This window comes from Streptomyces sp. NPDC002817 (assembly GCF_053592055.1).
Genome location: NZ_JBSFUY010000022.1, coordinates 103,701 through 126,320, shown reverse-complemented (window position 1 = coordinate 126,320; position 22,620 = coordinate 103,701). Strand labels below are relative to the sequence as shown.

Sequence of the window (22,620 nt, the reverse complement as noted above, 5' to 3'; positions counted from 1 at the left end):
GCCGGGCGGCACAATCGCCCCATGACGACGATCAATTGGGCCGAGCTGACCCACGCCTACGGCAGCGCGGAGGACATCCCGGGACTCTTCGCGCAGCTCGGCGGCCCCGACGACGGCAAGGTGTGGAGCGACCTGTGGTCCGCGCTGTGCCATCAGGGGTCGGTGTACGAGGCGAGCTGGGCGGCGATGCCGGTCCTCGCGGACATCGCGCTGGGCCGGGCGCCCGGCGAGCCGCTCCAGGCGGTGCTGATGGCCGGGCTGATCACGACGGACCCGGACCCCGCCCGCCGCGAGCGCTGCGCCCACGAGATCGAGGAACTGCTGGGCGTCGCACGCGGACTGTTCGCCGCCCGGGATCTGGAGACGGGCGACTTCGTCTATCTCCAGATGGCCGTCCTGGCCTTCGAGGAAGCCGGCGTGTGGGCCACGGCGCTGGAGGGACTGCTCAACGAGGAGTACGAGCTGGAGTGCCCGGCCTGCGAGGACGGCCTCTTCGTCGCCTTCGGTTCGTACGGCCACTTCTCCGTGGCGGGCGACTACGTGACCGGCCCGGGCGCGCAGAACGAGGAGGGCCGGGCACGGCTCATACCCACGGCTCCGGAGCGACTCGGGGGGATCGGCGCACGTCTGCACCGGGAAGCCGTCGAGGCGGGCCGGGACGAGGTGGCGCTCGCCCTGACGTATGTCTTCGGCAGGGCCCACTGCCCCTCCTGCGACGCCGGGTTCGGTGTGTCCGACGAGGTGGAGAGACAGTGGGCGTGACGGTGCGGTGTGCCGTCAGTGCCGGGCGGCCGGGGTGTTGGCCGCGGTCACGTTGACGGCGGCCCAGGACCGGTTCACCGCCTTGTACTCGGTGCTGCCCGCCCCGTAGAGGTCCTTCGCCGCCTTCAGGGTCGCCGTGCGGGCGTCGTGGAAGTCGGTGGTGGAGACCATGTAGCGGGTCAGGGCACGGTAGTAGACCGCCGTGGCCTTGGCGCGTCCGATGCCCTTCGCGGGCAGGCCGTCGACGGTCGGCGAATCGTAGGTGACGCTGCCGATCTTCTTGCGGCCACTGCCTTCTGCGAGCAGGTAGTACGCGTGCGAGGAGACGCCGGAGCCGGCGTGGACCTCGGCGTCGTAGACGGCCGGTGACCAGTAGTCGATGGCGCCTTCGAGCACGTCCAGGGAGGGCTTGTCGAGGCGGCGCAGGAACTTCTGGTCCAGGCCGAGCTTCTCGCCGAGCAGGTAGTTCGGCGGGTTCTTCGGGTTGTTGGCGCTGAACTCGACGTTCGAGCCGAAGATGTCGGCCAGCGACTCGTTGAGGGAGCCGGCCTCGCCGTACTGGTTGCCGTCCGCGTCCACGCGGGTGGGCTCCAGACGGGCGGTGGCGTCCACGACACCGTGGGTGAGTTCGTGGCCGGTGACGTCGAGGACGACGAGCGGCTTCTTGAACATGTCGCCGTCGCCGTCGCCGTACAGCATGCAGCCGCAGGCCGGGTCCCAGAACGCGTTGGCCACCTTGTTGCCGAAGTGGACCATCGCCTTGGCGCCCTTGGAGTTGTTGGCGATGCCCTTGCGGCCGAAGGTCTTCTTGTAGAAGTCCAGGGTCTTGGTGATGCCGTACTGGGCGTCGACGGCGGCGCTGGCACGGTTGGAGACGGTGCCGTTGCCCCACTTGTTGGTGGTGCTGGTGAACTTCTTGCCGCGGGCGAAGTTCTCCAGTTCCTGGCCCTTCGCGTCCCGGGTCTCGGTGCCCCAGCGGTTGGGGTCCTTGAGGACGTAGCTGCGGCTGCCCGTCTTGGTGGTGGTCAGCGTGACCTTGCCGGCGAAGAGGGAGTTGCCGGTGCCCGAGGCGGTCGCCGCGAGGGCGTCGGCCCGCGGGGCGGTGCCGGTGGCCGGGTCCAGCTTCTCGCCGCGCTCGCGCAGGGTGTCGATGAGCTGAGGCGAGAGGAACTCGTCGCTGTCCGGCGTGTTGCTGCGCACCTTGCCGGTGACGGCGTCGACGACGACCGTGCGGGAGCCGCCCGCCTCGGCGGTGGCGCTGCCGGTGACCCGTACCTGGTAGGCGAGGGCCGATCCACCGTCACGGGCGTCGACGACGAGTTCCGCCGGGCCGGCGTCGCCCTTGGCGACTGCGGCGGCACGCTCCTGGGCCTGCCGGGCCGTCAGCCGGGCGCGCGCGGCCTTGGGCTCCACGGCGTGGTCGGCCGCGCGGGTGACTCCCGCGTAGGCCAGTTGCCCGGTGAGGTGGACGACGAGATCGCCGCCGAGGACCGGCATGCCGCGATGGGCGCGGACGAACCGGACGTGCCGGGCGCCCTCCGGGTCGATCAGCACATCCTGGGCCCGGAGTTCGTCACCCGGGGCGACTCCGGTGGCCGAGGTGTGGGCGAACGCGGCGGCGCGGGCCGCCTCGACGACGGACGTGGCCGTGACGGCCGGGGACTTCCCCGGCTGCCCCGTGGACGGGTCGGCGAAGGCCGTGCCCGCGAGCCCCGTGGCGGCCGTCGTCACCGCGACGGCGACGGCCAGGCTGCGTATATGGGGTCTACGCACTGTTGAGGGTTCCTTCGTGCAAAGGCGGCCGGGATCACCAACCGCCCTGAGTCATGGCGCGGTTGCGCGCCATGGGGGCTGGTCGGGCCCCCGGACGGAACCCTTACGGATGAGTCATGTCCATGTAAAGCCTGAATAGTCGCTTTTCCAACAGTTCATGGCAATACTTTGCGAATCCGCAGCGCTCAGTGAGCAACGAGTGACCAACTGTGCGTCGGCTGTGGAGATGTGACGGGGTGCGAGGAGGTTGCCCGACGTGCGTGTGATCGATCTCGCATCGAGGAGAAACGGGAGAACACTCGGATGACATCAGCAACGCTGCGCAGGGCGACGGTCTCGGGCACGGTCCTGCTGTCCCTGCTCGCGGTCCCGGCCCACGCCACGGCCGACGAGAGCGACACGACCCCGACGAGCGCCACGGCCCTGCCCCAGCCCGACATCACAGGGCTGCGCGGCGTGCTGCGCACCGCCCTGCGGCAGGGCGCACCCGGCGCGATGGCACGGATCGACGACGGCGGCACCGTTCACCGGATGGTCACCGGCCTCGCCGACCGCAAGACCCGACGGACCATCAGCACCCTCGACCGGTTCCGCATCGGCAGCGTCACCAAGACCTTCTCCGCCGTGGTGCTGCTGCAACTGCGCGACGAGAAGAAGCTCAAGCTCGACGCCTCGGTCAACCGCTATCTGCCCGGCCTGCTGCCCGACGACCGCATCACCGTGCGGCACGTCCTGAGCCATCGCAGCGGTCTGTACGACTACACCAACGACATGTTCGCGAGGTCGGTCCCGGGCTTCGAGGCCGTCCGCACCAAGGTCTTCACCTACCGCCAGCTGGTGGACCGCTCACTGCGACACGCCCGCACCAACAGCCCCGGCGCCGCCTACTCGTACTCCAACACCAACTTCGTGGTCGCCGGCATGCTCATCGAGAAGCTGACCGGCCACTCCGTGGGGACCGCCTACCAGAGCCGCATCATCGAGCCGCTCCGACTGCGCGACACGCTGTACGTGCACCCCTCCACGAAGATCCCCGGCCGCCACACCCGCGGCTACATGACGTCGGACACGGCCGGTGCGGCACCGATCGACGCGACTCGGCAGACGACGTCCTGGGCGCAGAGCGCGGGCGCACTCATCTCCACCGCCGGGGACCTCAACACCTTCCTGTCGGCACTGCTCGGCGGAGAGCTGACCTCCGCCAAGAGCCTGGAGCAGATGGAGCGGTGGTGGAAGGTCAACAGCACCACGGCGTACGGCCTCGGCCTGCGCCGCCGCACCCTGTCGTGCGGGACGTCGGTGTACGGCCACACGGGCGCCGTCCAGGGCTACTACACGTACGCGTTCACGTCGAAGGACGGCAGGCGCAGCCTCAGTGCGCTCGCCAACACCTCCAACAACGCGACGGTGCTCAACACGATGATGGGCACCCTGGAGTCGGCCTTCTGCGGCAAGCGGGCGGCGACGGTCCGAGGATCGGCGCACGTCGAGCGGCACGAGGACGTCGCCCCCGGCGTCGCGCTGGACTGACCGGGCGGGAACCCCGGTGACGGGGCGCGCGTTCTTCGGACAACCCCACCGGGTTCCGTACGACGACACCAGGACGGCGCGATGACCGAGTTGGTCCCCGGGGGCAATCTGCCCCTCCCGGGCGGTGCCGTGACCGTCCGGGTGTCCGGTCCCTTCGATGTGTCCGCGCTCATCACCGACGACAGCGGCAAGGTCCGGGGCGACGGCGACTTCGTGTTCTACAACCAGCCCGCCGCCCCGGGAGCCCGGCTCTCCGGCGACACCCTGACCCTCGACCCGGCGCGACTGCGCGCCGGCGCCACGCGGATCACGGTCGCCGTCACCCCCGCCGACCCCGGCACTCCCCTGGGCCGCCTGCCCGCACCCACCCTCCACCTCGCCGGCCCGGGCGGCCGCGCACTCGCCCGGTTCGCCCCGCCACGCCCCCGCCAGGAGACGGTGCTGCTGCTCGCGGAGATCTACCGGCGGGGCACCGGCTGGAAGCTGCGCGCGCTGGGACAGGGGTACGCCGACGGCCTGGCGGGGCTGGCACGGGACTTCGGGGTGGATGTCACCGAGGAGCCGAGCCCGGCCTCCACGCCGCCCATGGCCTCGTCGAGGCCCGTGCCCCCGCCGATGCCCTCGCGGCCGCCCATGGCCCCGCGCACACCCCCGAGCCCTGTCGGGCCGCACAGGCCCTCCGCCGCCCCCGACGCGTTCTTCACCCTGGTCAACTCCGCCCGCGCCGCCGCCGGTTCCCCGCCCGTCTCCCCCGACACCCGCCTCACCTCCGCCGCCCAGGCCCACGCCTCCGCGATGGCCGCGGTCCGAAGCCTCGGCGTCCAGGGCGCGGACGGCATCTCCGTCTACCAGCGGCTCACCGCCACCGGGTACGCGTACGTCACCGTCGGCGAACACCTCGTCTCCGGCCCGCGCACCCCCGCCGAGTTCGTCGACTACTGCCTGCGCACCGCCCAGCCGCGCCAGACCCTCAGCGACCCGGCCTTCACGCACGCGGGACTGGCCCACGCCTCCGACGGCCGCACCGGTGAGACCTACTGGACGGCACTGTGGGCCAGGCCCCTCACCCCGGGCGACCTGAGCCGCACGGCGTCCGAGGTCGTCGGCCTCACCAACCGCGAGCGTGCCCGGCACGGCCTGCCTCCGCTGGCCGTCGACCCCTTCCTCACCACCGCCGCACAGACCCACAGCGCCGACATGATCGCTCGCGCCTTCTACTCCCACACCTCGCCGGACGGCAGCCAGCCCTGGGACCGGGCGGCCGCCGCGGGGTCGGGGCGGCGCTCCATCGGCGAGAACATCGCCTGCGGCCAGCGGTCCCCCGCCGAAGTCGTGGAGGGCTGGATGAACAGTCCGGGCCATCGCGCCAACATCCTCAAACCCGACTTCACCCATATCGGGATCGGCTTCGCGGGCGGCGGCTCGTCGGGCACGTACTGGACACAGCTCTTCGGCGCCTGAACCGACACGCCGGTAGGCCCCATGGCGGAACGGAATCGTCCGGGACACCATGCCCCCATGAAGGGTGACCTCTTTTCCAGTGAGCACATGGTCCAGCCGGCCACGACGCCGGGCATGGCCGTCGAGAACGCGAAGTGCATCAGGTACACGGTGAACGGCGAGATGCTGGCCCGGCAGGGGGCGATGATCGCCTACCGCGGCAACCTCCAGTTCGAGCGCAAGGGCCAGGGCGTCGGCGGCATGCTGAAGCGCGCGGTCACCGGTGAGGGACTGCCGCTGATGACCGTGCGCGGCCAGGGCGAGGCCTGGTTCGCGCACGAGGCGCAGAACTGCTTCGTCGTCGAGGTCGACCCGGGCGACGAGTTCACCGTCAACGGCCGCAACGTCCTGTGCTTCGACGCCTCGTTGTCGTACCGGATCTCCACGGTGAAGGGCGCGGGCATCTCGGGCGGCGGTCTGTTCAACAGCGTCTTCACGGGCAGTGGCAGGCTGGGGCTGGTGTGCGAGGGCAACCCGCTGGTGATCCCGGTCTCGCAGCAGTACCCGGTGTACGTCGACACGGACGCGGTCGTGGGCTGGACCGCCGGCCTCCAGACCTCGCTGCACCGTTCGCAGTCCATCGGGTCGATGCTGCGCGGCGGGTCGGGCGAGGCCGTGCAGCTGATGCTCCAGGGCCAGGGGTACGTCGTCGTACGGCCGAGCGAGGCGACACCGCAGAAGGCGCAACAGCACTGAGCCGATCACCCCACCGCCCGAAACCGTGTTGACCGGCGCCCCGCACCGCGCCAGGGTCGAAGCGGTGCGGATCGTCCGTGCCGGAAGGGTGAGTGTCTTGATCGGGATCTCCGACATCGAAGCCGCGGCCGAGCGGATCGCCGCACACGTCGTCCGCACCCCGACCGTGCCGAGCCCCGGGCTGTCCGCGCTGCTCGGCGTTCCGGTCACCGCCAAGCTCGAACTCCTCCAGCGCACCGGTTCGTTCAAGGCGCGTGGCGCGACGGCGAAGCTGCTCTCGCTCACCGAGGCCGAGCGGGCCGCCGGAGTCGTGGCGGTCAGCGGCGGCAACCACGGCATCGCCCTCGCGGTGATGGCCGCGGCGCTCGATGTGAAGGCCACGGTCGTCATGCCGCGTTCGGCGCCTGCCCATGCCGTGGAGATCGCCAGGGACGCCGGTGCGTCGGTGCGGGTCACCGACGACATGGACGGCGCGTTCTCGCTGGTGACACGGTTGCGGGACGAGGGCCTGACCCTGGTCCACCCCTTCGACGATCCGCTCGTGATCGCCGGGCAGGGAACCGTGGGCCTGGAGTTCGCCGAGGACGCCGGTGAACTCACCGACGTCCTCGTCAGCATCGGAGGCGGCGGACTGATCGCCGGTGTCGCGGCCGCGCTGCGCGCCCGGCGCCCGGGTCTGCGGATCTGGGGTGTGGAGACCGAGGGCGCCCAGGCCATGTCCGAGGCGCTGGCCGCGGGCGGTCCGGTGCCGGTCGCGCTGTCGTCGATCGTGTCCACGCTCAGCGCGCCGTCCGTGTCGCAACTGACGTACGACCATGTGTCGGCCCTGGTCGACGAGGTTCTCGTGGTCACCGACCGGGAGGCGGTGCAGGGTTCGCTGCAGCTGGCCGATCACGCCAAGGTGTGGGCCGAGCCCGCCGCCGGCTGTCTGGTGCCCGCGGCCCGGCAGGTGCTTCAGCGGGTGGGCGACGGTGCCCGGCTGGGGCTGGTGGTGTGCGGGGGCAACGCGACGACCGGGGATGTCAAAACCTGGGCAGAACGTTTCGAATTGCTCTGACCATTCGTCAAATCCCGTCCCGTGACAGCCCATCAGAAAAAGCACCCCGCTTTCCGCTGAACGCACCCCGTCACGCCCGCCGTACCTGTGGGAAAGGTGAGAGACAGGTTCAGCAAGGGATGACCATGGTCAAGGCGCACGTCTCCACACACGAGCTGGTGGCCGGAAGGTACCGGCTCCTGGAGGTCCTCCACCGCGAAACGAACCGCGTCTGCTGGTACGGGGAGGACGTCGAGGCCGGCCGTCCGTGTCTGCTCACACAGATCGGGCTGCCACCGGATCCGGACGGCGAGAGCTCGCGCCGCGCGATCGCCCGGGTCATCCGGATGTCCGAGACCATGGGGCGGCTCTGCCCGGGCCGGCTCGCCTCGGTCGTCGACGCCGTCGAGGAGTACGGCACCCTGTGGACCGTCACCGAGTGGATCGAGGGCACCCCGCTGGGCGAGGTCCTGGAAAGGGAAGGCACGTTCAACCACGTGCGGGCGGCCCGTATCGGCCTGGAACTGCTCGACGTGCTGGAGGCCGGGCACGGCGAGGGCATCACCCACGGCGAGCTCAGCCCCGGCCAGGTGTTCGTGCGGGACAAGGGCCCCGTCGTGGTCACCGGCTTCGGCCTGACCGGCGCGACGCTCGCACCCCGGGTCAGCGCACCGTCGTACGCCTCCCCGGAACAGGCCCGCGACGAGCGCATCGGGCCGGCCGCGGACCTGTGGGCGCTCGGCGCGATGCTGTACACGATGGTCGAGGGCCGCCCGCCCTTCCGGGACCGGGACAGCCCGGAGACCACGCTGAAGGGCGTGGACCGGCTGCCGTTGCGCAGCCCGGTGCGGGCCGGGCCGCTCACCCAGACCGTGCAGGGGCTGCTCCGGAAGAACTCCAGGGAGCGGCTGAACCGCCAGGTCGTCCGCGAGGCGCTCGTCCGTGTCGTCAGCGAGGACCCCGACGCGGCGCCGGCATCGGCTCCCCGGCCCCGGCTGCGCGGCCTGACCTCCGGTGGACCGGGCTGGAGCCGGCGCACCCTGGTCGCCGGTACCGCGCTGGCCGTCGTCACCGTCGCGGTGGCGGTCGTCGCCGTGGCCCGTGAACTGCCCGGCGGTTCGGACGAGTCCGCGACCGACGCGGCCACGCCCAGGCCGTCCGCCTCGGCCTCCGCCTCCGTCCCCGCCGCACAGCCCAGCCAGGCACCGGCCCCGACGCCGACGCCGACGCCCCAGAGTCCGACACCCACGCCGACGCCCACCCCCACGAGCGCCTCGCCGGCGGCTCCGCAACCGGAGTTCCAGCACTACACCTCACCGCAGGGCTTCTCCGTCTCCCTCCCCGAGGGCTGGGAGGCGCTGAGCACGACGAAGCAGGACGATCTGGCGTACCGGGTCGTCCTCGGCGCGGAGGGCGACCCGCGCACGCTCGCGGTCACCTACAGCACGCGCGTGGGCGACGACCCGGTCGCCGTCTGGCGGGACGACGTCGAACCGAGGCTGCAGCAGTCCGGCGACTACCAGCGGATCGGGGAGATCCGCGCGACGACGTACCAGGGCCGCGAGGCCGCCGACCTGGAGTGGCTCGCCACCGTCGACGGCACCAGCGTGCACACCCTGGGCCGCGGCTTCCTCCTCGGCTCGGGCCAGGGTTTCTCGTTGCGCTGGACCACCCCGGCGTCCGACTGGGACGACGACGCCAACCAGCAGACCCTGGAGACGATCCTGCGGACGTTCCGCGTGCCCTCAGACTGAGTCGCGGGGTGCGCGCATCGCGCGGATGCGGGAGCTGTGCAGCGGTTGGGTGCGCCACCGTGCGGTGAACGTCCGGTCCGTGAGCGAGCAGGTCAGGTCGACGTGGTGCGGGGTCTCCAGGAGGGCCACGTCCAGGGCGAGGGTGGCCGGGCCGCTCCATCCTCCGCTCACCGCCGCGGGCACCGGTCCGTCGGTGACGGTCCAGCCCGGCTCCCCGAACCGCAACTCCAGCCGGTGGCCGTCCTCGACGAGGGTCAGCCGCCGGCCCTCCGCGTCGACCTCGACCGCCGTCAGCTTCGGAAGTCCCTCGCAGACTCCGCCGTACGGTGTGAACGCGACCGCCTGCTCAGGCGGTGCGGGCTTGCCCGCCGCCGGCGGCAGCGCGAGCCGGGACATCCGCTCGGCCAGCGCGACGTCCTCCTCCTCGCGGCCGGGCAGCGGGCCGGCGCCGAGCGCCGGCAGCAGATGGCTCCAGACCAGGTCCAGCACCTTCTGCATCTCCTCGGTGGCCCCGGTGATCGCGACCACCGCGTCCTGCTCGGGCAGCACGAGGCAGTACTGCCCGTACGCGCCGTCCCCGCGGTAGCCGTGCCGGGACATCCAGAACTGGAAGCCGTACCCCTGCGCCCAGTCGGTCCACGTGCTGTCCCCGTTGAGGATGTGCGACCGCGTCGCCTCGGCGACCCACTCCTGCGACAGCAGCCGTTCGCCCTCCCACACGCCGCCCTGGAGGTACAGCTGGCCGAGCCGGGCGATCGCGTCGGTGGTGGCGTGCAGTCCGCTGTAGCCCAGCTCGCGTCCGGTCCGGCCGCGCACCCACGCCACGTCGCCGATGCCGAGGGGATCGAGGAGGCGCGGGCGCAGATACTCGGTCAGCGGCAGGCCGGTCACCCGCTGGACGATCGCGGCGAGGGTGTAGGTGGTGGGCTGGTTGTAGGCGAAGACCGTGCCCGGGTCGCGGTCCGGCGGCAGCAGCAGGAAGCCGCGCACCGGCTCCTCGCGGTCCGTCGCCAGCGCCCGGTCATAGGTCTCGGCCTCATGACCGCTGGCCATCGTCGTGACATGCCGGACGAGCATCGCGCGGCTGCGCGGGTCGGTGATGTCGGCGTCGAACTCCGGGAAGTACGAGATCACCGGGTCGTCGAGCCGGAGCAGTCCCTCGGCGACGGCGAAGGCGGCGGCCGTCGCGGTGAAACTCTTGCTGAGCGAGTACAGGAGATGGGGACGGCCGGCGGTGTACGGCGCCCACCATCCGGACGCCACAACCTTGCCGTGACGCAGGACCATCAGACTGTGCGGCTCGATGTCCGGGGCGGATTCGAGGGCGTCGAGCAGGGCCTGCACACCGGTCGCGTCGACGCCTTCGGCGGACGGGGTGCTCGTGGGCAAGGGGCGAACGCTCATACGACCATCCTCTCCCGGCGATCACGTCATGATCCAGACGTCCGCGAGCCGTTTTCCGTCCCGAAGCCCGGGGACCCGCTCCTTGTGGTGCACATCGCATACACGATGACGACCGAGCAGGCCGGCCCTGTGAGCTCGTCGACCATGTGGGGCGGGCCGAGGAGGTGGGCTTCGACCTCTCGGCGACCTCGGACCGCTGCTTTCCGTGGCTGCGTGCACAGGGTCACTCGCCGTACGCCTGGAGTGTGCTGGGCGGCGACGATGCAGTTGCTCTCCGAGGGCCGGTTCCGGCTGGGGCTCGGCTCGGGAGAGAATCCCAACGAGCATGTGGTGGGCGGCGGTCAGCCGTCCGCGGACGTACGGCACGAGATGTCGGAGGAGGCGGTCGAGATCATCCGGGCGCTCTTCCGGGGCGGACATGTGAACCATCGCGGGGCGCACTTCGCCGTGGAGCCCGCCCGGCTGTGGGATCTGCCCGACGTACCGCAGCCCCTGGGCATCGCGGTCTCCGGAGAGCAGTCCTGCGCCCTCGCGGGCCGGCTCGCGGACCTGGTGATCGCGACCGAGCCCAAGGCCGCCCTCCTCGACTCCTTCGACCGGCACGGCGGCACCGGCAAGCCACGCGTCGGGCGGCTGCCGGTCTGCCACGACCCCGACCGGGACACCGCCGTGAAGCGCGCCCACGCGCAGCTCCGCTATTTCGGCGGCGGCTGGAAGGTCGACTCGGAGCTGCCGCATCCCGATGCGTTCGAGGGGGCCACACAGTTCGTGACGCCGGACGCCGTCGTCGAGGCCGTACGCCCCTACGTGGAGGCCGGGTTCACCGAGATCGCCCTGGTGCAGATCGGCGGCGAGTCGCAGCCGGCGTATCTGGACCGGGCGGAGAAGACGCTGCTGCCCGCACTCCACGACGCCCTGGACCACGGGACACACAGGGGTTGCCAAAGCATCGCCAATGGGTGGATATAGGCTGCCTCCCTGCACTCTTGCCGTTCGACCGGCCCCCACCCAGGAGAGTCACCTGTGACCCTAGCGATCGCCCCGTCCGAGACGTCCCCCGCACCCCTGTCCGACCTCGTGGCGCGGGACGCCCGTGAGTTCGGCGCCTACGCGCGGACCGGAGGCTGGGCCTTCGGGCTGATGGTGGCGCGCAGCGTACGGCCCGGCGGCCAGGGCGCGGACGAGACGCCGAAGGTGTCCGCCAAGGAGTTCGCCGAGCTCGCCGGCTGCTCCGCCGATCGCGTCATGCGCTACTACAAGGCGTGGGACCGGGCCGCCGACGACGGTCTCGTCCCGCACTTCGAGGCGCTCGCGCCGGGCCAGGAGGTGGAGCTGCCGGACGCCGACGTGTGGCTGACCTACTACGTCTCCCGCAGCAGTGCCACCTCCGAGCGCGGCACCGCCATCGCCGAGGCCGCCGAGGCCGAGGGCATCCGGCCCACGAAGGCCCTGGAGGTCGCCGAGAACCCCACCGCGCTGCGCGCCGCGATCCTCGCCGACCCCTCCACTGCCCGGGCCGCCCGCCAGGCGCTCCTGGACCGGGTGCGCGAAGACCCCGACCTGCAGGCCGAGTTGGCGCGTGACGTCGTGCGCACCGACGACCTCAAGAAGGCCGTCGCCACCGAGAGCAGGTCCGCCGACCGCATCGGCTACGTCCGTCAGATCGCCGAGTCGGGCCAGATCAAGACCCCCGCCGGACAGACCGTCGACGCGCCCGCCGACCTCCGCCAGGAGGCCGAGCGGCACCTCTCCCTCCTCGACGAGCTGAACGAGGACGAGGACACCGGCGAGTGGGCCACCGAGGCCTACGGCACCATGAAGACCCTCGTCGTCGAGGCCGTGGAGGCCGATCCCGAACTCCGTGTCCAGGAACGGCGGACGAAATTCTACAGCAGTCTCCAGAAGGCGACGAAGGTGTTCGAGGAGCTGACCTTCGACGACGCGCAGGACTTCTACGAGGACGACATGGTCCAGCAGCTCGAAGAGTTGCAGCAGGCCATCGGCGCGTGCATCACGTCCCTGCGCGACGCTCGGGGGAATCAGCCTCACGAGTGAGCATTTCACGCGTGAGAGGGGTACTTGAGGGCAGCACCGCGTCCGTTCTTTCCGGAGGCCCTCTCGTGAACTTCTCGACGCACAAGACCTTGGTCGTACAGCTCCAGGCGGGCGACACGGATCGTTTCCCCGTGCTCGCCCATCTGGACTACGACGCCTCCGATCCGTTCGCCGTGACGGTGGTGTTCAGCCACGACGGCCGGGTGCTCGCCCGATGGCGCCTCGACCGCGAGATGCTCGCCCAGGGGCTGACCGGACCGGTCGGACTGGGCGACGTACGCCTGCGCCCCGCGTCCTCGGGTGCGGGCAAGGAGCTGCGCATGGAACTCCTCGGCGACGCCCGGCCCGGCGGCGGCAGACATCACGCCGTGGTGTTCGCGTGGGCCCCGACGGTCGCCGCGTTCCTGAGCCGGACCTACGAGGTGGTGCTGCCGGGGCAGGAGGAGGTCGAGGTCGACGACTTCCTCGCGGAGGTCATCGCACGGGGCTGAACTGAGTAACCGTACTCATGCCTCTCCCCCGCCATCGCCCCACGATGGGGCTCCTACGGCAAGAGCCCCGAAATGACAGCAGTTCGCCGCCCTCTGCCCGCCCTGCCGGCCGGGGTCGTGGTCGTGCTCATGGGAGTGGCCCTCTCCGCCTGGGGTGCGCAGGACCGCACCACCCGGTTCCTGGAGACGGTGTGGGTGCTGGTCGGGCTGCCGCTGATCGTGCCGGCTCGGCGGCGCTTCCCGCTGACCGATCTGCTGTGCTGTCTGCTGGCCGCCCATGCGCCGGTGCTGGTGATCGGCGGCCACTACACGTACGCGGAGGTGCCGATCGGCAACTGGCTGCGCGACGAGCTGGGCCTGGAGCGCAATCCGTACGACCGGTTCGGCCACCTCATGCAGGGGTTCGTGCCGGCCGTGCCGGTGCGGGAGCTGCTCAGCCGGACCTCGCCGCTGCGGGGCAGTCGCTGGCTGGCGCCGCTGACGGTGTGCGCCTGTCTGGCCTTCAGTGCCGTCTTCGAGATGCTGGAGTGGCTGGCCGCGGTACTCGGCGGTCAGGCGGCGGACGCCTTCCTGGCCACGCAGGGCGATGTGTGGGACACCCAGTGGGACATGTTCTGCGCCCTGGTCGGCGCCACCGTCTCGGTGCTGCTGCTGAGCCGCCCGCACGACCGGCAGCTGGCCGCGCGGGCCTTCACTCCGTCGTGTAGCGACGCCGGATCCACAGCGGCAGCAGGAACCAGCACACCAGGTACCACGCGACCACTCCGCTGACCAGCCACGGCACGAAGGAGTCGTGGGTGGCGACCCGCAGGATCAGCAGGAGCGAGGCGGTCGTCGTGGCGAGCAGCAGCACCAGGCCGATGGTGGTCAGCCGTGCCGCCCACTGCACCGCACGCGCCTTCACGCGCCGCCCGGACACCAGACGGTGCAGGGACACCGGTCCGATGAGGGCGCCGGTGGCGGTGGCCCCCAGGACGACCGTCACGAGGTAGATGGTCTTCTCGATGTCGCCCAGGTCCGCGTACTTCGGGGTGAAGACCACGGTCAGCAGGAAGCCGAACAGAATCTGCACGCCCATCTGCGCGACACGGATCTCCTGCATGAGCTCGCCCCACATACGGTCGGCGCGCTCTTCCTCGGTCTCGTCACGTCCTGTTCGCGTTTCCGCTGCCTGCCCCATGCGGGACGGGTAACCCGGCGCCTGATCGTTCAAACAGCCGGGTTCCCGTCCCCATGGACTACCAGCGGTTCTCGACCTGGTCCTTGATCCGCCCCTTGTAGAGGTCCCGGATCGCGGTGAGCGTCTCCTCGGACAGCTCCGGCAGCGCGGCGGCGGCCGCGTTGGCGCGGGCCTGCTCGGGGTTGCGGGCGCCGGGGATCACGCTGGTCACGCCGGGCTGCTGGATGATCCAGCGCAGTGCCAGCTGGGCCGGGGTGTATCCCTCGGGGGCGAGGGCGGAGAACTCGGCTGCCGCCTCCACGCCCGTCGCGTAGTCGACGCCGGAGAAGGTCTCGCCGACGTCGAAGGACTCGCCGTGCCGGTTGTAGGTGCGGTGGTCGTTCTCGGGGAAGACGGTGTCCTTGGTGTACTTGCCGGACAGCAGACCGGAGGCCAGGGGCACCCGGACGATGATGCCGACGCCCGCCTCCCGCGCCGCGGGGAGCACCCTCTGAAGCGGCTTCATGCGGAACGCGTTGAAGATGATCTGCACGCTGGCCACGCCCGGCCGGGCGATCGCGGTCAGGGCTTCCTCGCAGGTCTCCACACTGACGCCGTACGCGGCGACACGCTCCTCCTCGACGAGGGTGTCCAGCGCGTCGTACACCGCGTCCGTCGAGTAGACCGGCGTGGGCGGGCAGTGCAGCTGGACGAGGTCGAGGCGGTCGACGCCGAGGTTGCGGCGGGAACGGTCGTTCCAGGCGCGGAAGTTGTCGAGGACGTAGTTCTCCGGGATCTGGTCGACCCGGCGGCCCATCTTCGTGGCGACCAGGACGTGCAGGTCGGGCCGGCTCCGCAGGAACGTGGCGATGGTCTGCTCGCTGCGGCCGTCGCCGTACACGTCGGCGGTGTCGAAGAAGGTCACGCCCGACTCGGCGGCGGCCTCCAGTACCGAAAGGGCTTCCTTGTCGTCGACGTCTCCCCAGTCGGCGCCCAGCTGCCATGTACCGAGACCGACGACGGATGCGTGCTGACCCGACCTACCGAAAGTGCGCTCGTCCATGGCGTCAGTCTGTCATCCGTCACCTCTGTGCGCGGAACCGGCTCCTCCGGAGGCTCTCCTGTGAATCATTCACTCACACGAGTGAATGAACTCGACGAGCAAGCGCTCTCTGTCAGCAGGTCCCTAACTTGACCCCCGTGACTCACAACTGGACCCGCAGAAGCTTTCTCCTCAGTGCCGCCGCCCTGACCCTCGTGCCGGCCGATCCGGCCGTCGCCGCGCAGGAACTGCCCGGCTTCCCGGACGAGGTGGCGCTCTACCGCTCGGCGTACCGGAACTGGGTCGGCGAGATCACCGCCGCCGGGCTGTGGGCCTGTGCGCCTTCCGACGGGGACCAGGTGGCCGCCGTCGTCAACTGGGCCTGGCAGAACGGCTGGCGGGTGCGCGCCCGGGGCTTCTCGCACGGCTGGTCTCCGCTGACGATCACCGAGGACACGTCGTCGGACGCGCCCGTGCTGCTCGTCGACACGACCGCGCACCTCACCGATCTGGCCCTGGAGTCCGCCGGCGCCGTGCGAGCCGGCGCCGGCGCCTCGATGGAGTCCCTGCTGACCTTCCTGGAGGGACACGGACTCGGTGTGACGGCCGCGCCCGCGCCCGGCGATCTCACCCTCGGCGGCGCCCTGGCGGTCGACGCGCACGGCAGCGCCGTCCCCGCACGGGGCGAGCAGCGGCTGCCGGGGCAGACGTACGGCTCGCTGAGCAACCGGGTGCTGTCGGTGACGGCGGTCGTGTGGGACGAGGACAGCGGGGCCTACGTCCTGCGGACCTTCGCACGTGACGAGGCGGACGCCGCCGCGCTGCTGACCCATCTCGGACGGACCTTCGTCACGGAGGTCGTCCTGCGGGTCGGCGCGAACGCGAACCTGCGCTGTGTCAGCCGTACGGACATCCCGGCCGGTGAGCTCTTCGCCGCGCCCGGCAGCGACGGACGCACCCTCGCGAGCTACCTGGACGAGGCCGGGCGCGTCGAGGCGATCTGGTTCGCGTTCACCGAGTTCCCGTGGTTCAAGGTGTGGAGCGTCGAGCCGACGAAGCCGCTCACCTCGCGCCGTGTGACGTCGCCGTACAACTATCCGTTCTCCGACAACGTCCCGACCCTGGTGGCGGACCTCGCCGGACGGATGGTCTCGGACGCGGCCTGGTATCTGGCGCCGGTGCTCGGGAACGCGCAGTACGACACGTCCGTGCTCGGGCTCGTGGCGACGCTGTCCGCCGACATCTGGGGGCCGTCCAAGAACACGCTGCTCTACATCAAGCCCACCACCCTGCGGATCAACGCCAACGGCTACGCGGTGCTCACCTCCCGGGACCAGGTGCAGCGTGTCGTGGCCGAGTTCACCGACTTCTACCGCGAACGGCTCACGGCGTACGCGGCCCTGGGCCGCTTCCCGGTCAACGGCTCGGTGGAGATCCGGGCGACGGGCCTGGACGACCCGGCCGACGCCGAACTCGCCGGCGCCCGTGCCCCGTTGCTCTCCGCGCTGCGGCCGGACAGCGAGCACCCGCAGTGGGACACCGCCGTCTGGCTGGACGTGCTGACGCTGCCGGGGACCCCGTACGCGGAGGCCTTCCTGCGTGAGCTGGAGCAGTTCCTGCTGGACAGCCACGACGGCACGGACGCCCTGACCCGTGTCGAGTGGTCCAAGGGCTGGGCCTACACGGACGACTCGGTGTGGGACGACGAGCAGGTGCTCGGCACGGCGGTGCCCGCGTCCCTCGGCGACGGCGTCTGGGAGGAGGCGGCCGGCGTTCTGGACCGTCTCGACCCGCACGGCGTGTACGGCAACGCCTTCCTGGACCGGCTGTTCGGCTAGGGCGTGAGCTGGGCCTGCACCACGGATGCGTATCGCTCGACGATGGTGTCGAGCGTGCTCGCCCTGAGGTGAGGTCCGCGGGCGATGCCGTACATCACGCCGAGGCCGAGAAGGGTGCCCACGGCGAGTTCGGCGCGCAGTCCGGTGTCGGGGCCGGTGAGGCGTTCGGCGAGGCGTTCGGTGACCTGGGCGCGGAAGTTGGCGCGCAGGATGTCGCCCTGTTCGCCGTGCAGGGGGGCGAAGGCGATGCGCAGCAGGGGGTCGGCGCCGCGCTCGCGCTGGCTCTCCAGGACGTGCCGGACCATGTGCCGGCCCAGCTCTTGCAGGGGCGCGTCCAGCAGGGCTTCCGCGTCGGCCTCGAAGGACATGACGCGGGCGAAGAGGGCGTCCTTGTTGCCGAAGTACTTCAGGATCAACGGCGGGCTCACACCGGCGCGTTCGGCGACCGCCTTCAGGGTGATGTCGGCGTGGGCGTGGCGGGCCAGGAGGTAGCGGGCCGACCTGAGGATGGCCGCCTTGGTCGCCTCGGCGTCCCGGCGTGCGGACGGGGCGGCGGTCGGTGGGGTGCTCACGGCACTCATGCTCCCTCCATCACCTCCTTGCGGGCTCCCCGGGCCCGGCGTGTTCCGTCGGCCTCCGGGTCGGCGGGGATGCACAGTGCGGTCGCGCACGCCGCCAGGGCGACCGCACCCGCGACGCCGAAGGCCAGCAGATAGCCGTCCAGGGCGGGTACGGGAACACCGCCGACCAGACTGGTGTGGCGGACCAGGACCGCGGCGACGGCGGCACTCGACACCGCCTGCCCGATCGTGCGCATCAGGACGTTGACGCCGTTGGCGGAGGCCGTCTGGCCTGCCGGGACGGCGTGCAGGATGAGGGTGGGCAGCGCCGAGTAGGCCAGGGTGGTGCCGGTGCCCACGACCGCCGCACCGGCCATGATCATCCACAGGTCGTGGCTGTCGGCGATGCGCACGGCGTAGCCGGCCGCGATGACCAGCGCCCCGAGGGCGAGCGTGACGCGCGGTCCGCGGGCGGCGGACATCCGGGCCGAGACCGGCGAGAACAGCAGCATGATGAAGCCGCCCGGGAGCAGCACCAGACCGGTCTGGACGATCGACAGCCCGAGCCCGTACCCCGTGGCTTGGGGCGCCTGCACGAGCTGCGCCGTGACCAGGGAGTTGGCGTAGAACGCGAACCCGGTCAGCAGTGCGGCCACATGTGAGAGCCCGACCCGCGGCTTCGACACGAGCCGCAGATCGACCAGCGGCCGTTCGGCCCGCAACTGCTGCCACCACCACAGCGCCAGTACGACGACGGCGGCGCCGAAGAGTCCCAGGATCCGCGCGCTGCCCCACCCCCACTGCCCGCCCTGCGACACCCCGAGCAGCAGGCTGACGAGCCCGGCGGCCAGGCCGAGGGTGCCCGGCACGTCGAACCGGCCGGGCTCCCGCACCGGCGACTCCCGTACCGCCCACCACACCGAGGTGACGCCCACCGCGCCCAGGCCGGCGGTCACCCAGAACATGGCGTGCCAGTTCGCGTACTGCACGATGACCGCCGCGAGCGGCAGGCCCAGCGCGGCGCCGATGCCCACGGTCGAGCTCATCAGCGCCACCGCGTTGCCCCGGCGTTCCGGGGGGAGTTCGTCGCGCAGGATGCTGATGGACAGCGGTACGACGGCGGAGGCGGCGCCCGAGAGGGCGCGGGCGGCGATGAGTACCCGGATGTCGGAGGACAGGGCGCACAGCACCGAGCCGACGGTCATCAGGCCCAGCGCCGCCATGAGCACCCTGCGCTTGCCGTACATGTCGCCGGCCCGGCCGAGGACCGGGGTGAGGACGGCGCCGGCGAGGAGGGTCGCGGTGACCATCCAGGAGACGGCGCCGGGTGAGGCACCGGTCAGCCGCGGCAGGTCCGGGAGCAGCGGGACGACCACGGTCTGCATGACGGCCATGAGGATGCCGCCGAACGCCAGCACCGGGACCGTCAGCCGCTCCCGCAGGGGCCGGGGTATCGCGGCGGGCTCGTCCATCGGCACTCCAGCGAAAAAAATATGGGTGAATGGCAATTCACCATAGCTGGTGAATTGCCATTCACCCAAGCGGGAAAGCCGCTACTTCCGCTCGCTCAGGGTCCGGGTGTGGGCGCTGCGCGCGATCTTCGGACCCAGCCAGCGCTTGAGCCGCCGCAGCGCTTCGAGCTGCCCCGCGGCCTTGTCGAGCCGGTAGTACAGCTGGGGCGGGACGTAAGGCAGCAGGGGCGAGTGACGCTGGCCGAGCAGGGCGAACATCTGCTGTGGGGGCAGGTGGATGTAGCGCGGGAGGTTCTCGTACCACTGGGCGCTGTAGCGGGCGGCACTCTGGACGGAGAGGAGCTCGGCCTTGCGTTGTCGCTCGTAGCGGGCGAGGGCCTGCGGGAGCTCGGTGTGCTCGCGGAGCGCTGTGGCCAGGGCGATGGCGTCCTCGAGGGCGAGGGTGGTGCCGGCGCCGATGGAGTAGTGGGTGGTGTGGGCGGCGTCGCCGATGAGGACGAGGTTGCCGCGGGACCAGGTGCGGTTGGTGATGGTGCGGAAGTTGAGCCACTGGGCGCTGCCGTCGGCACTGTCGCGGCCGATGAGGGAGTGGCCGTCCAGGACGTCGGCGAAGAGCTTCTCCAGCAGGGTCAGCCCCTCGGCCTCGTCAGCGCCGTCGAGGCCGAGGCCCGACCAGGTCTCCGGGGCGCATTCGATGACGCAGGTGCTGCGGTCGGGGCCGAAGCCGTAGCCGTAGCACCAGATCCAGCCGTGGTCGGTCTCGACGAAGGCGAAGGTGAAGGCGTCGAAGACCTTGGTCGTGCCGAGCCAGACGTAGTGGTTGCGGCCCGCCTTGACCTCGGTGCCGAAGTGGCCGGCGTGCGCGGTGCGCAGCGCGCTGTGGACGCCGTCGCCGGCCACGATCAGGTCGGCGTCGGGCAGGTTCTCCGGGGTGATCCCGTGCTCGAACTCCAGCCGCACACCGAGCTCCCGGGCGCGGGCGGCGAGGAGCTCCAGGAAGCGATGGCGGCCGATGCCGTGCCCTTCGTCGCCGCGGTGGCGGGTCGTCAGGTCCCGCACATGGGCGACGCCGTCGTTCCAGCGGACCGAGTGCTCCTCGACGGCACGCGCGGTCTCGGGGTCGTGCTCGTGGAGCTTGTCGAGCAGACCACGCCAGTAGGTGACGCCCCAGCCGTAGGTCGAGCCCTCAGGATTGCGCTCGTAGACGGTGATGTCGTGGGACGGGTCCTGCCGTTTCAGCAGGATCGACAGATACAGGCCGGCGGGCCCGCCACCGACGCAGGCGACCTTCACACGCACCCCAGGTATTACTCAAAGCGGTCAGTTGACGACACAGAGTAGCAGGGTGATTGCGCCAGTTTCTCCAGGTGAGCCAGGCCACTGACGACACACCCGTCCGCCAAGGACCACCCGAAACACGGCCCTCGACGGAAGGAATTCCCCGTTCCGGCACCCCATGGGTCCCGCCGAAGCAAGATCATCTTTGTTCAACGTTGCACGACATGTTGGTAATTGTCCGGATCGTAGCCAACCGGTCCCGAGGGATTTCTCCCGCTCTCCGCGGGGCCGATAGGCATGCGGAGTCGCCCACCACCGGAAGGACTCCCATGCCCGAACTGACCCGGCGCCGCGCACTCACCGCCGCGGCCGCCCTCGCCACCACGGTCGCCGTCGCGCCCCGAGCGGCCGCCCACGACCACTCCCCCGAGGCCTTCGACGAGGTCTACAAGGGCCGCCGCATCCAGGGCCACCCCGCCGCCGCGGGCGGTCACCACCACGGCACCGGATACGCCGTGTTCGTCGACGGCGCGGAACTGCACGTGATGCGGAACGCCGACGGCACCTGGATCAGCGTCGTCAGCCACTACGACCCGGTACCGACGCCGAAGGCCGCCGCACGGGCTGCGGTCGACGAGCTGCGGGGCGCACGACTCGTCCCGTTCCCCGCCAACTGACCTGTCCCGTACGCACCTTGGAGTACCGCACATGACCGTCCGCAAGAACCAGGCGAGCCTGAACGCCGACGAGAAGCGGCGGTTCGTCGCCGCCGTCCTGGAACTGAAGCGCAGCGGCCGCTACGACGCCTTCGTCACCACGCACAACGCCTTCATCATGTCCGACACCGACAACAGCGAACGTACGGGCCACCGTTCGCCCTCGTTCCTGCCCTGGCACCGCAGATACCTCCTCGAGTTCGAGCGGGCCCTGCAGTCGGTGGACGCGTCGGTGGCGCTCCCGTACTGGGACTGGTCCACCGACCGCTCCCCGCGCGCCTCGCTGTGGGCGCCGGACTTCCTCGGCGGCACCGGCCGCAGCCGCGACGGCCAGGTGATGGACGGGCCGTTCTCCGCGGCGGCCGGCAACTGGCCCATATCCGTGCGGGTGGACGCCCGTACGTTCCTGCGCCGCTCGCTCGGCGGATCCGTGCGCGAACTGCCGACGCGGGCGGAGGTCGACTCCGTGCTGGCCATGTCGACGTACGACATGGCGCCCTGGAACAGCACGTCGGACGGCTTCCGCAACCACCTCGAAGGGTGGCGCGGGGTCAATCTCCACAACCGGGTCCATGTCTGGGTCGGCGGCCAGATGGCGACCGGGGTCTCCCCCAACGACCCGGTGTTCTGGCTGCACCACGCCTATGTCGACAAGCTGTGGGCCGAGTGGCAGCGCCGGCACCCGGACTCGGGGTATCTGCCCGCCGCCGGGACGCGGGACGTGGTCGACCTGGACGAGACGATGAAGCCGTGGAACGACGTACGCCCGGCGGACCTGCTGGACCACCGGGCGCACTACACGTTCGACACCGACTGATCAGGCGTCCGCCGTACGGCACTCCGGGTGTCCCCAGCCCTGCGCGTTCTTCGCGATGTCCGCGCCGGCCGCGTAGGGGCGGCCGCACAGACAGCGGCCGGGGAACTTGGCCTTGATGGTGCGAGACCCCGAGGACGCCGAGGCGGCCGGACCCCCGCTCCGCCGGGGCGACTTGGCCTTGGCGGGGCGGGAGCTCTTCGGGGTGTCGGGCGAGGGCGGCGGCTCGGGCGAGCCCTGGTCGCTGCCCGCGGGCTCCTGGACGATGGCGGCCTGGCTGGCGGCGCGGTCCGCGAAGTCGTTGAGGCGATCGCCGTCGACCTGGTGGGCGGGGACGTAGCGGAAGTCGACCTTGCGGCCGTCGAGCAGTTCGTCGATGCGGACGACCAGGTCCTGGTTGGCGACCGGCTTGCCGGCGGCGGTCTTCCAGCCGTTGCGCTTCCAGCCGGGCAGCCAGGTGGTGACGGCCTTCATGGCGTACTGGGAGTCCATCCGGATCTCCAGCGGCACGTCCGGCTCGACCGCCGTCAACAGGCGTTCCAGTGCGGTGAGTTCCGCGACGTTGTTGGTGGCCTTGCCGAGCGGCCCCGCCTCCCAGCGGGCCGGGGTCTCCGTGTCGTCCGCGACGACCCAGGCCCATCCTGCCGGTCCGGGATTTCCCTTCGAAGCGCCGTCGCAAGCGGCCACCACACGTTCACGCATGGGCCCGATCATGCCACGGAGGGGCGGGGCGCCCGGCC

Annotated in this window: 20 protein-coding genes and 1 pseudogene; 13 read left to right on the top strand and 8 right to left on the bottom strand. The window is 71.1% G+C overall.

Going from position 1 to position 22,620, the window contains the following annotated elements; genetic code table 11:
- Nucleotides 1-21: 21 nt before the first annotated feature.
- Nucleotides 22-762, top strand: a complete 741-nt coding sequence (locus ACWD3I_RS33005) for a hypothetical protein (RefSeq protein WP_365395812.1) — start codon at nucleotides 22-24, stop codon at nucleotides 760-762.
- A 15-nt stretch (nucleotides 763-777) separates the two neighbouring features.
- Here the strand turns inward: ACWD3I_RS33005 and ACWD3I_RS33000 are convergent, their stop codons facing one another.
- Nucleotides 778-2,535 carry a M4 family metallopeptidase gene (locus ACWD3I_RS33000; protein ID WP_365395815.1) on the bottom strand — a complete coding sequence of 586 codons (1,758 nt, stop codon included), beginning with the start codon at nucleotides 2,533-2,535 and terminating at the stop codon, nucleotides 778-780.
- A gap of 303 nt (nucleotides 2,536-2,838) precedes the next feature.
- Here ACWD3I_RS33000 and ACWD3I_RS32995 point away from each other — a divergent pair, with 303 nt between their 5' ends.
- From ACWD3I_RS32995 to ACWD3I_RS32975, 5 genes are all read left to right on the top strand, one after another.
- The gene (locus tag ACWD3I_RS32995; protein ID WP_365395818.1) at nucleotides 2,839-4,065 is read left to right on the top strand and encodes a serine hydrolase domain-containing protein; all 1,227 of its coding nucleotides are present in this window, start codon (nucleotides 2,839-2,841) and stop codon (nucleotides 4,063-4,065) included.
- Between the two features lie 81 nt (nucleotides 4,066-4,146).
- A complete protein-coding gene (locus ACWD3I_RS32990) occupies nucleotides 4,147-5,526 on the top strand; it encodes a CAP domain-containing protein (RefSeq protein WP_365395821.1) in 1,380 nt (459 codons plus the stop codon).
- Nucleotides 5,527-5,583: 57 nt separating this feature from the next.
- A complete protein-coding gene (locus ACWD3I_RS32985) occupies nucleotides 5,584-6,261 on the top strand; it encodes an AIM24 family protein (protein ID WP_266896855.1) in 678 nt (225 codons plus the stop codon).
- Between the two features lie 97 nt (nucleotides 6,262-6,358).
- Nucleotides 6,359-7,318, top strand: a complete 960-nt coding sequence (locus ACWD3I_RS32980; RefSeq protein ID WP_365395824.1) for a threonine/serine dehydratase — start codon at nucleotides 6,359-6,361, stop codon at nucleotides 7,316-7,318.
- A gap of 125 nt (nucleotides 7,319-7,443) precedes the next feature.
- On the top strand, nucleotides 7,444-9,051 hold the full coding sequence (locus ACWD3I_RS32975) for a serine/threonine protein kinase (protein ID WP_365395969.1): 1,608 nt from the start codon (nucleotides 7,444-7,446) through the stop codon (nucleotides 9,049-9,051).
- Here the strand turns inward: ACWD3I_RS32975 and ACWD3I_RS32970 are convergent.
- The gene (locus ACWD3I_RS32970; RefSeq protein WP_365395827.1) at nucleotides 9,043-10,455 is read right to left on the bottom strand and encodes a serine hydrolase domain-containing protein; all 1,413 of its coding nucleotides are present in this window, start codon (nucleotides 10,453-10,455) and stop codon (nucleotides 9,043-9,045) included. The two genes, ACWD3I_RS32975 and ACWD3I_RS32970, sit on opposite strands and share 9 nt — an antisense overlap.
- An 84-nt stretch (nucleotides 10,456-10,539) precedes the next feature.
- On the opposite strand from ACWD3I_RS32970, the pseudogene ACWD3I_RS32965 reads away from it, so the two are divergent.
- The 4 genes and pseudogenes from ACWD3I_RS32965 to ACWD3I_RS32950 all read left to right on the top strand — a co-directional run bounded on the left by ACWD3I_RS32965 (nucleotide 10,540) and on the right by ACWD3I_RS32950 (nucleotide 13,772).
- Nucleotides 10,540-11,424 (top strand): annotated as a pseudogene (locus tag ACWD3I_RS32965) (TIGR03557 family F420-dependent LLM class oxidoreductase).
- Nucleotides 11,425-11,478: 54 nt separating this feature from the next.
- Nucleotides 11,479-12,510 (top strand): hypothetical protein, encoded by a 1,032-nt coding sequence (locus tag ACWD3I_RS32960; protein ID WP_365395830.1) that lies wholly within the window; start codon nucleotides 11,479-11,481, stop codon nucleotides 12,508-12,510.
- A gap of 65 nt (nucleotides 12,511-12,575) precedes the next feature.
- Nucleotides 12,576-13,001, top strand: coding sequence for an SsgA family sporulation/cell division regulator (locus ACWD3I_RS32955; protein ID WP_365395833.1), 426 nt, complete (start codon nucleotides 12,576-12,578; stop codon nucleotides 12,999-13,001).
- 72 nt (nucleotides 13,002-13,073) lie between these two features.
- Nucleotides 13,074-13,772 (top strand): DUF2238 domain-containing protein, encoded by a 699-nt coding sequence (locus ACWD3I_RS32950; RefSeq protein ID WP_365395836.1) that lies wholly within the window; start codon nucleotides 13,074-13,076, stop codon nucleotides 13,770-13,772.
- Here ACWD3I_RS32950 and ACWD3I_RS32945 read toward each other — a convergent pair.
- Both ACWD3I_RS32945 and ACWD3I_RS32940 read right to left on the bottom strand, forming a co-directional pair.
- Entirely contained in the window at nucleotides 13,693-14,181 is a 489-nt protein-coding gene (locus ACWD3I_RS32945) for a DUF6328 family protein (protein WP_365395839.1), read from the bottom strand. The genes ACWD3I_RS32950 and ACWD3I_RS32945 overlap by 80 nt on opposite strands.
- A 58-nt stretch (nucleotides 14,182-14,239) precedes the next feature.
- Nucleotides 14,240-15,223: an aldo/keto reductase gene (locus ACWD3I_RS32940; protein ID WP_365395842.1), complete on the bottom strand. Its 984-nt coding sequence runs from the start codon at nucleotides 15,221-15,223 to the stop codon at nucleotides 14,240-14,242.
- 137 nt (nucleotides 15,224-15,360) lie between these two features.
- Between ACWD3I_RS32940 and ACWD3I_RS32935 the strand changes: the two genes are divergently transcribed.
- The gene (locus ACWD3I_RS32935) at nucleotides 15,361-17,040 is read left to right on the top strand and encodes a cholesterol oxidase substrate-binding domain-containing protein (RefSeq protein ID WP_451084250.1); all 1,680 of its coding nucleotides are present in this window, start codon (nucleotides 15,361-15,363) and stop codon (nucleotides 17,038-17,040) included.
- On the opposite strand, the gene ACWD3I_RS32930 is transcribed toward ACWD3I_RS32935, so the two are convergent.
- The 3 genes from ACWD3I_RS32930 to ACWD3I_RS32920 all read right to left on the bottom strand — a co-directional run bounded on the left by ACWD3I_RS32930 (nucleotide 17,037) and on the right by ACWD3I_RS32920 (nucleotide 20,365).
- The gene (locus tag ACWD3I_RS32930; RefSeq protein WP_365395848.1) at nucleotides 17,037-17,621 is read right to left on the bottom strand and encodes a TetR/AcrR family transcriptional regulator; all 585 of its coding nucleotides are present in this window, start codon (nucleotides 17,619-17,621) and stop codon (nucleotides 17,037-17,039) included. The genes ACWD3I_RS32935 and ACWD3I_RS32930 overlap by 4 nt on opposite strands.
- Nucleotides 17,618-19,072, bottom strand: a complete 1,455-nt coding sequence (locus tag ACWD3I_RS32925) for an MFS transporter (protein ID WP_365395851.1) — start codon at nucleotides 19,070-19,072, stop codon at nucleotides 17,618-17,620. The genes ACWD3I_RS32930 and ACWD3I_RS32925 overlap by 4 nt, the downstream gene beginning before the upstream one ends.
- 81 nt (nucleotides 19,073-19,153) lie before the next feature.
- A complete protein-coding gene (locus ACWD3I_RS32920; RefSeq protein WP_365395972.1) occupies nucleotides 19,154-20,365 on the bottom strand; it encodes an FAD-dependent monooxygenase in 1,212 nt (403 codons plus the stop codon).
- Between the two features lie 314 nt (nucleotides 20,366-20,679).
- Between ACWD3I_RS32920 and melC1 the strand changes: the two genes are divergently transcribed.
- Nucleotides 20,680-21,027: an apotyrosinase chaperone MelC1 gene (gene melC1, locus ACWD3I_RS32915; protein ID WP_266896829.1), complete on the top strand. Its 348-nt coding sequence runs from the start codon at nucleotides 20,680-20,682 to the stop codon at nucleotides 21,025-21,027.
- Between the two features lie 31 nt (nucleotides 21,028-21,058).
- Nucleotides 21,059-21,883 carry a tyrosinase MelC2 gene (melC2, locus tag ACWD3I_RS32910; protein WP_365395854.1) on the top strand — a complete coding sequence of 275 codons (825 nt, stop codon included), beginning with the start codon at nucleotides 21,059-21,061 and terminating at the stop codon, nucleotides 21,881-21,883.
- Here melC2 and ACWD3I_RS32905 read toward each other — a convergent pair whose 3' ends face one another.
- Nucleotides 21,884-22,594 carry a ribonuclease H family protein gene (locus ACWD3I_RS32905; RefSeq protein WP_365395857.1) on the bottom strand — a complete coding sequence of 237 codons (711 nt, stop codon included), beginning with the start codon at nucleotides 22,592-22,594 and terminating at the stop codon, nucleotides 21,884-21,886.
- Nucleotides 22,595-22,620 lie beyond the last annotated feature (26 nt).

What these genes read in the sequence shown, in the direction of transcription:
- ACWD3I_RS32985 (WP_266896855.1), top strand. Translation starts at nt 5,584, where the DNA reads ATGAAGGGTGACCTCTTTTCCAGTGAGCACATGGTCCAGCCGGCCACG.
- ACWD3I_RS32945 (WP_365395839.1), bottom strand. Translation starts at nt 14,181, where the DNA reads ATGGGGCAGGCAGCGGAAACGCGAACAGGACGTGACGAGACCGAGGAA.
- ACWD3I_RS32930 (WP_365395848.1), bottom strand. Translation starts at nt 17,621, where the DNA reads ATGAGTGCCGTGAGCACCCCACCGACCGCCGCCCCGTCCGCACGCCGG.
- ACWD3I_RS32925 (WP_365395851.1), bottom strand. Translation starts at nt 19,072, where the DNA reads ATGGACGAGCCCGCCGCGATACCCCGGCCCCTGCGGGAGCGGCTGACG.
- melC1 (WP_266896829.1), top strand. Translation starts at nt 20,680, where the DNA reads ATGCCCGAACTGACCCGGCGCCGCGCACTCACCGCCGCGGCCGCCCTC.
- ACWD3I_RS32995 (WP_365395818.1), top strand. Translation starts at nt 2,839, where the DNA reads ATGACATCAGCAACGCTGCGCAGGGCGACGGTCTCGGGCACGGTCCTG.
- ACWD3I_RS32975 (WP_365395969.1), top strand. Translation starts at nt 7,444, where the DNA reads ATGGTCAAGGCGCACGTCTCCACACACGAGCTGGTGGCCGGAAGGTAC.
- ACWD3I_RS32905 (WP_365395857.1), bottom strand. Translation starts at nt 22,594, where the DNA reads ATGATCGGGCCCATGCGTGAACGTGTGGTGGCCGCTTGCGACGGCGCT.
- ACWD3I_RS32970 (WP_365395827.1), bottom strand. Translation starts at nt 10,455, where the DNA reads ATGAGCGTTCGCCCCTTGCCCACGAGCACCCCGTCCGCCGAAGGCGTC.
- ACWD3I_RS33005 (WP_365395812.1), top strand. Translation starts at nt 22, where the DNA reads ATGACGACGATCAATTGGGCCGAGCTGACCCACGCCTACGGCAGCGCG.
- ACWD3I_RS32940 (WP_365395842.1), bottom strand. Translation starts at nt 15,223, where the DNA reads ATGGACGAGCGCACTTTCGGTAGGTCGGGTCAGCACGCATCCGTCGTC.
- ACWD3I_RS32990 (WP_365395821.1), top strand. Translation starts at nt 4,147, where the DNA reads ATGACCGAGTTGGTCCCCGGGGGCAATCTGCCCCTCCCGGGCGGTGCC.
- melC2 (WP_365395854.1), top strand. Translation starts at nt 21,059, where the DNA reads ATGACCGTCCGCAAGAACCAGGCGAGCCTGAACGCCGACGAGAAGCGG.
- ACWD3I_RS32950 (WP_365395836.1), top strand. Translation starts at nt 13,074, where the DNA reads ATGACAGCAGTTCGCCGCCCTCTGCCCGCCCTGCCGGCCGGGGTCGTG.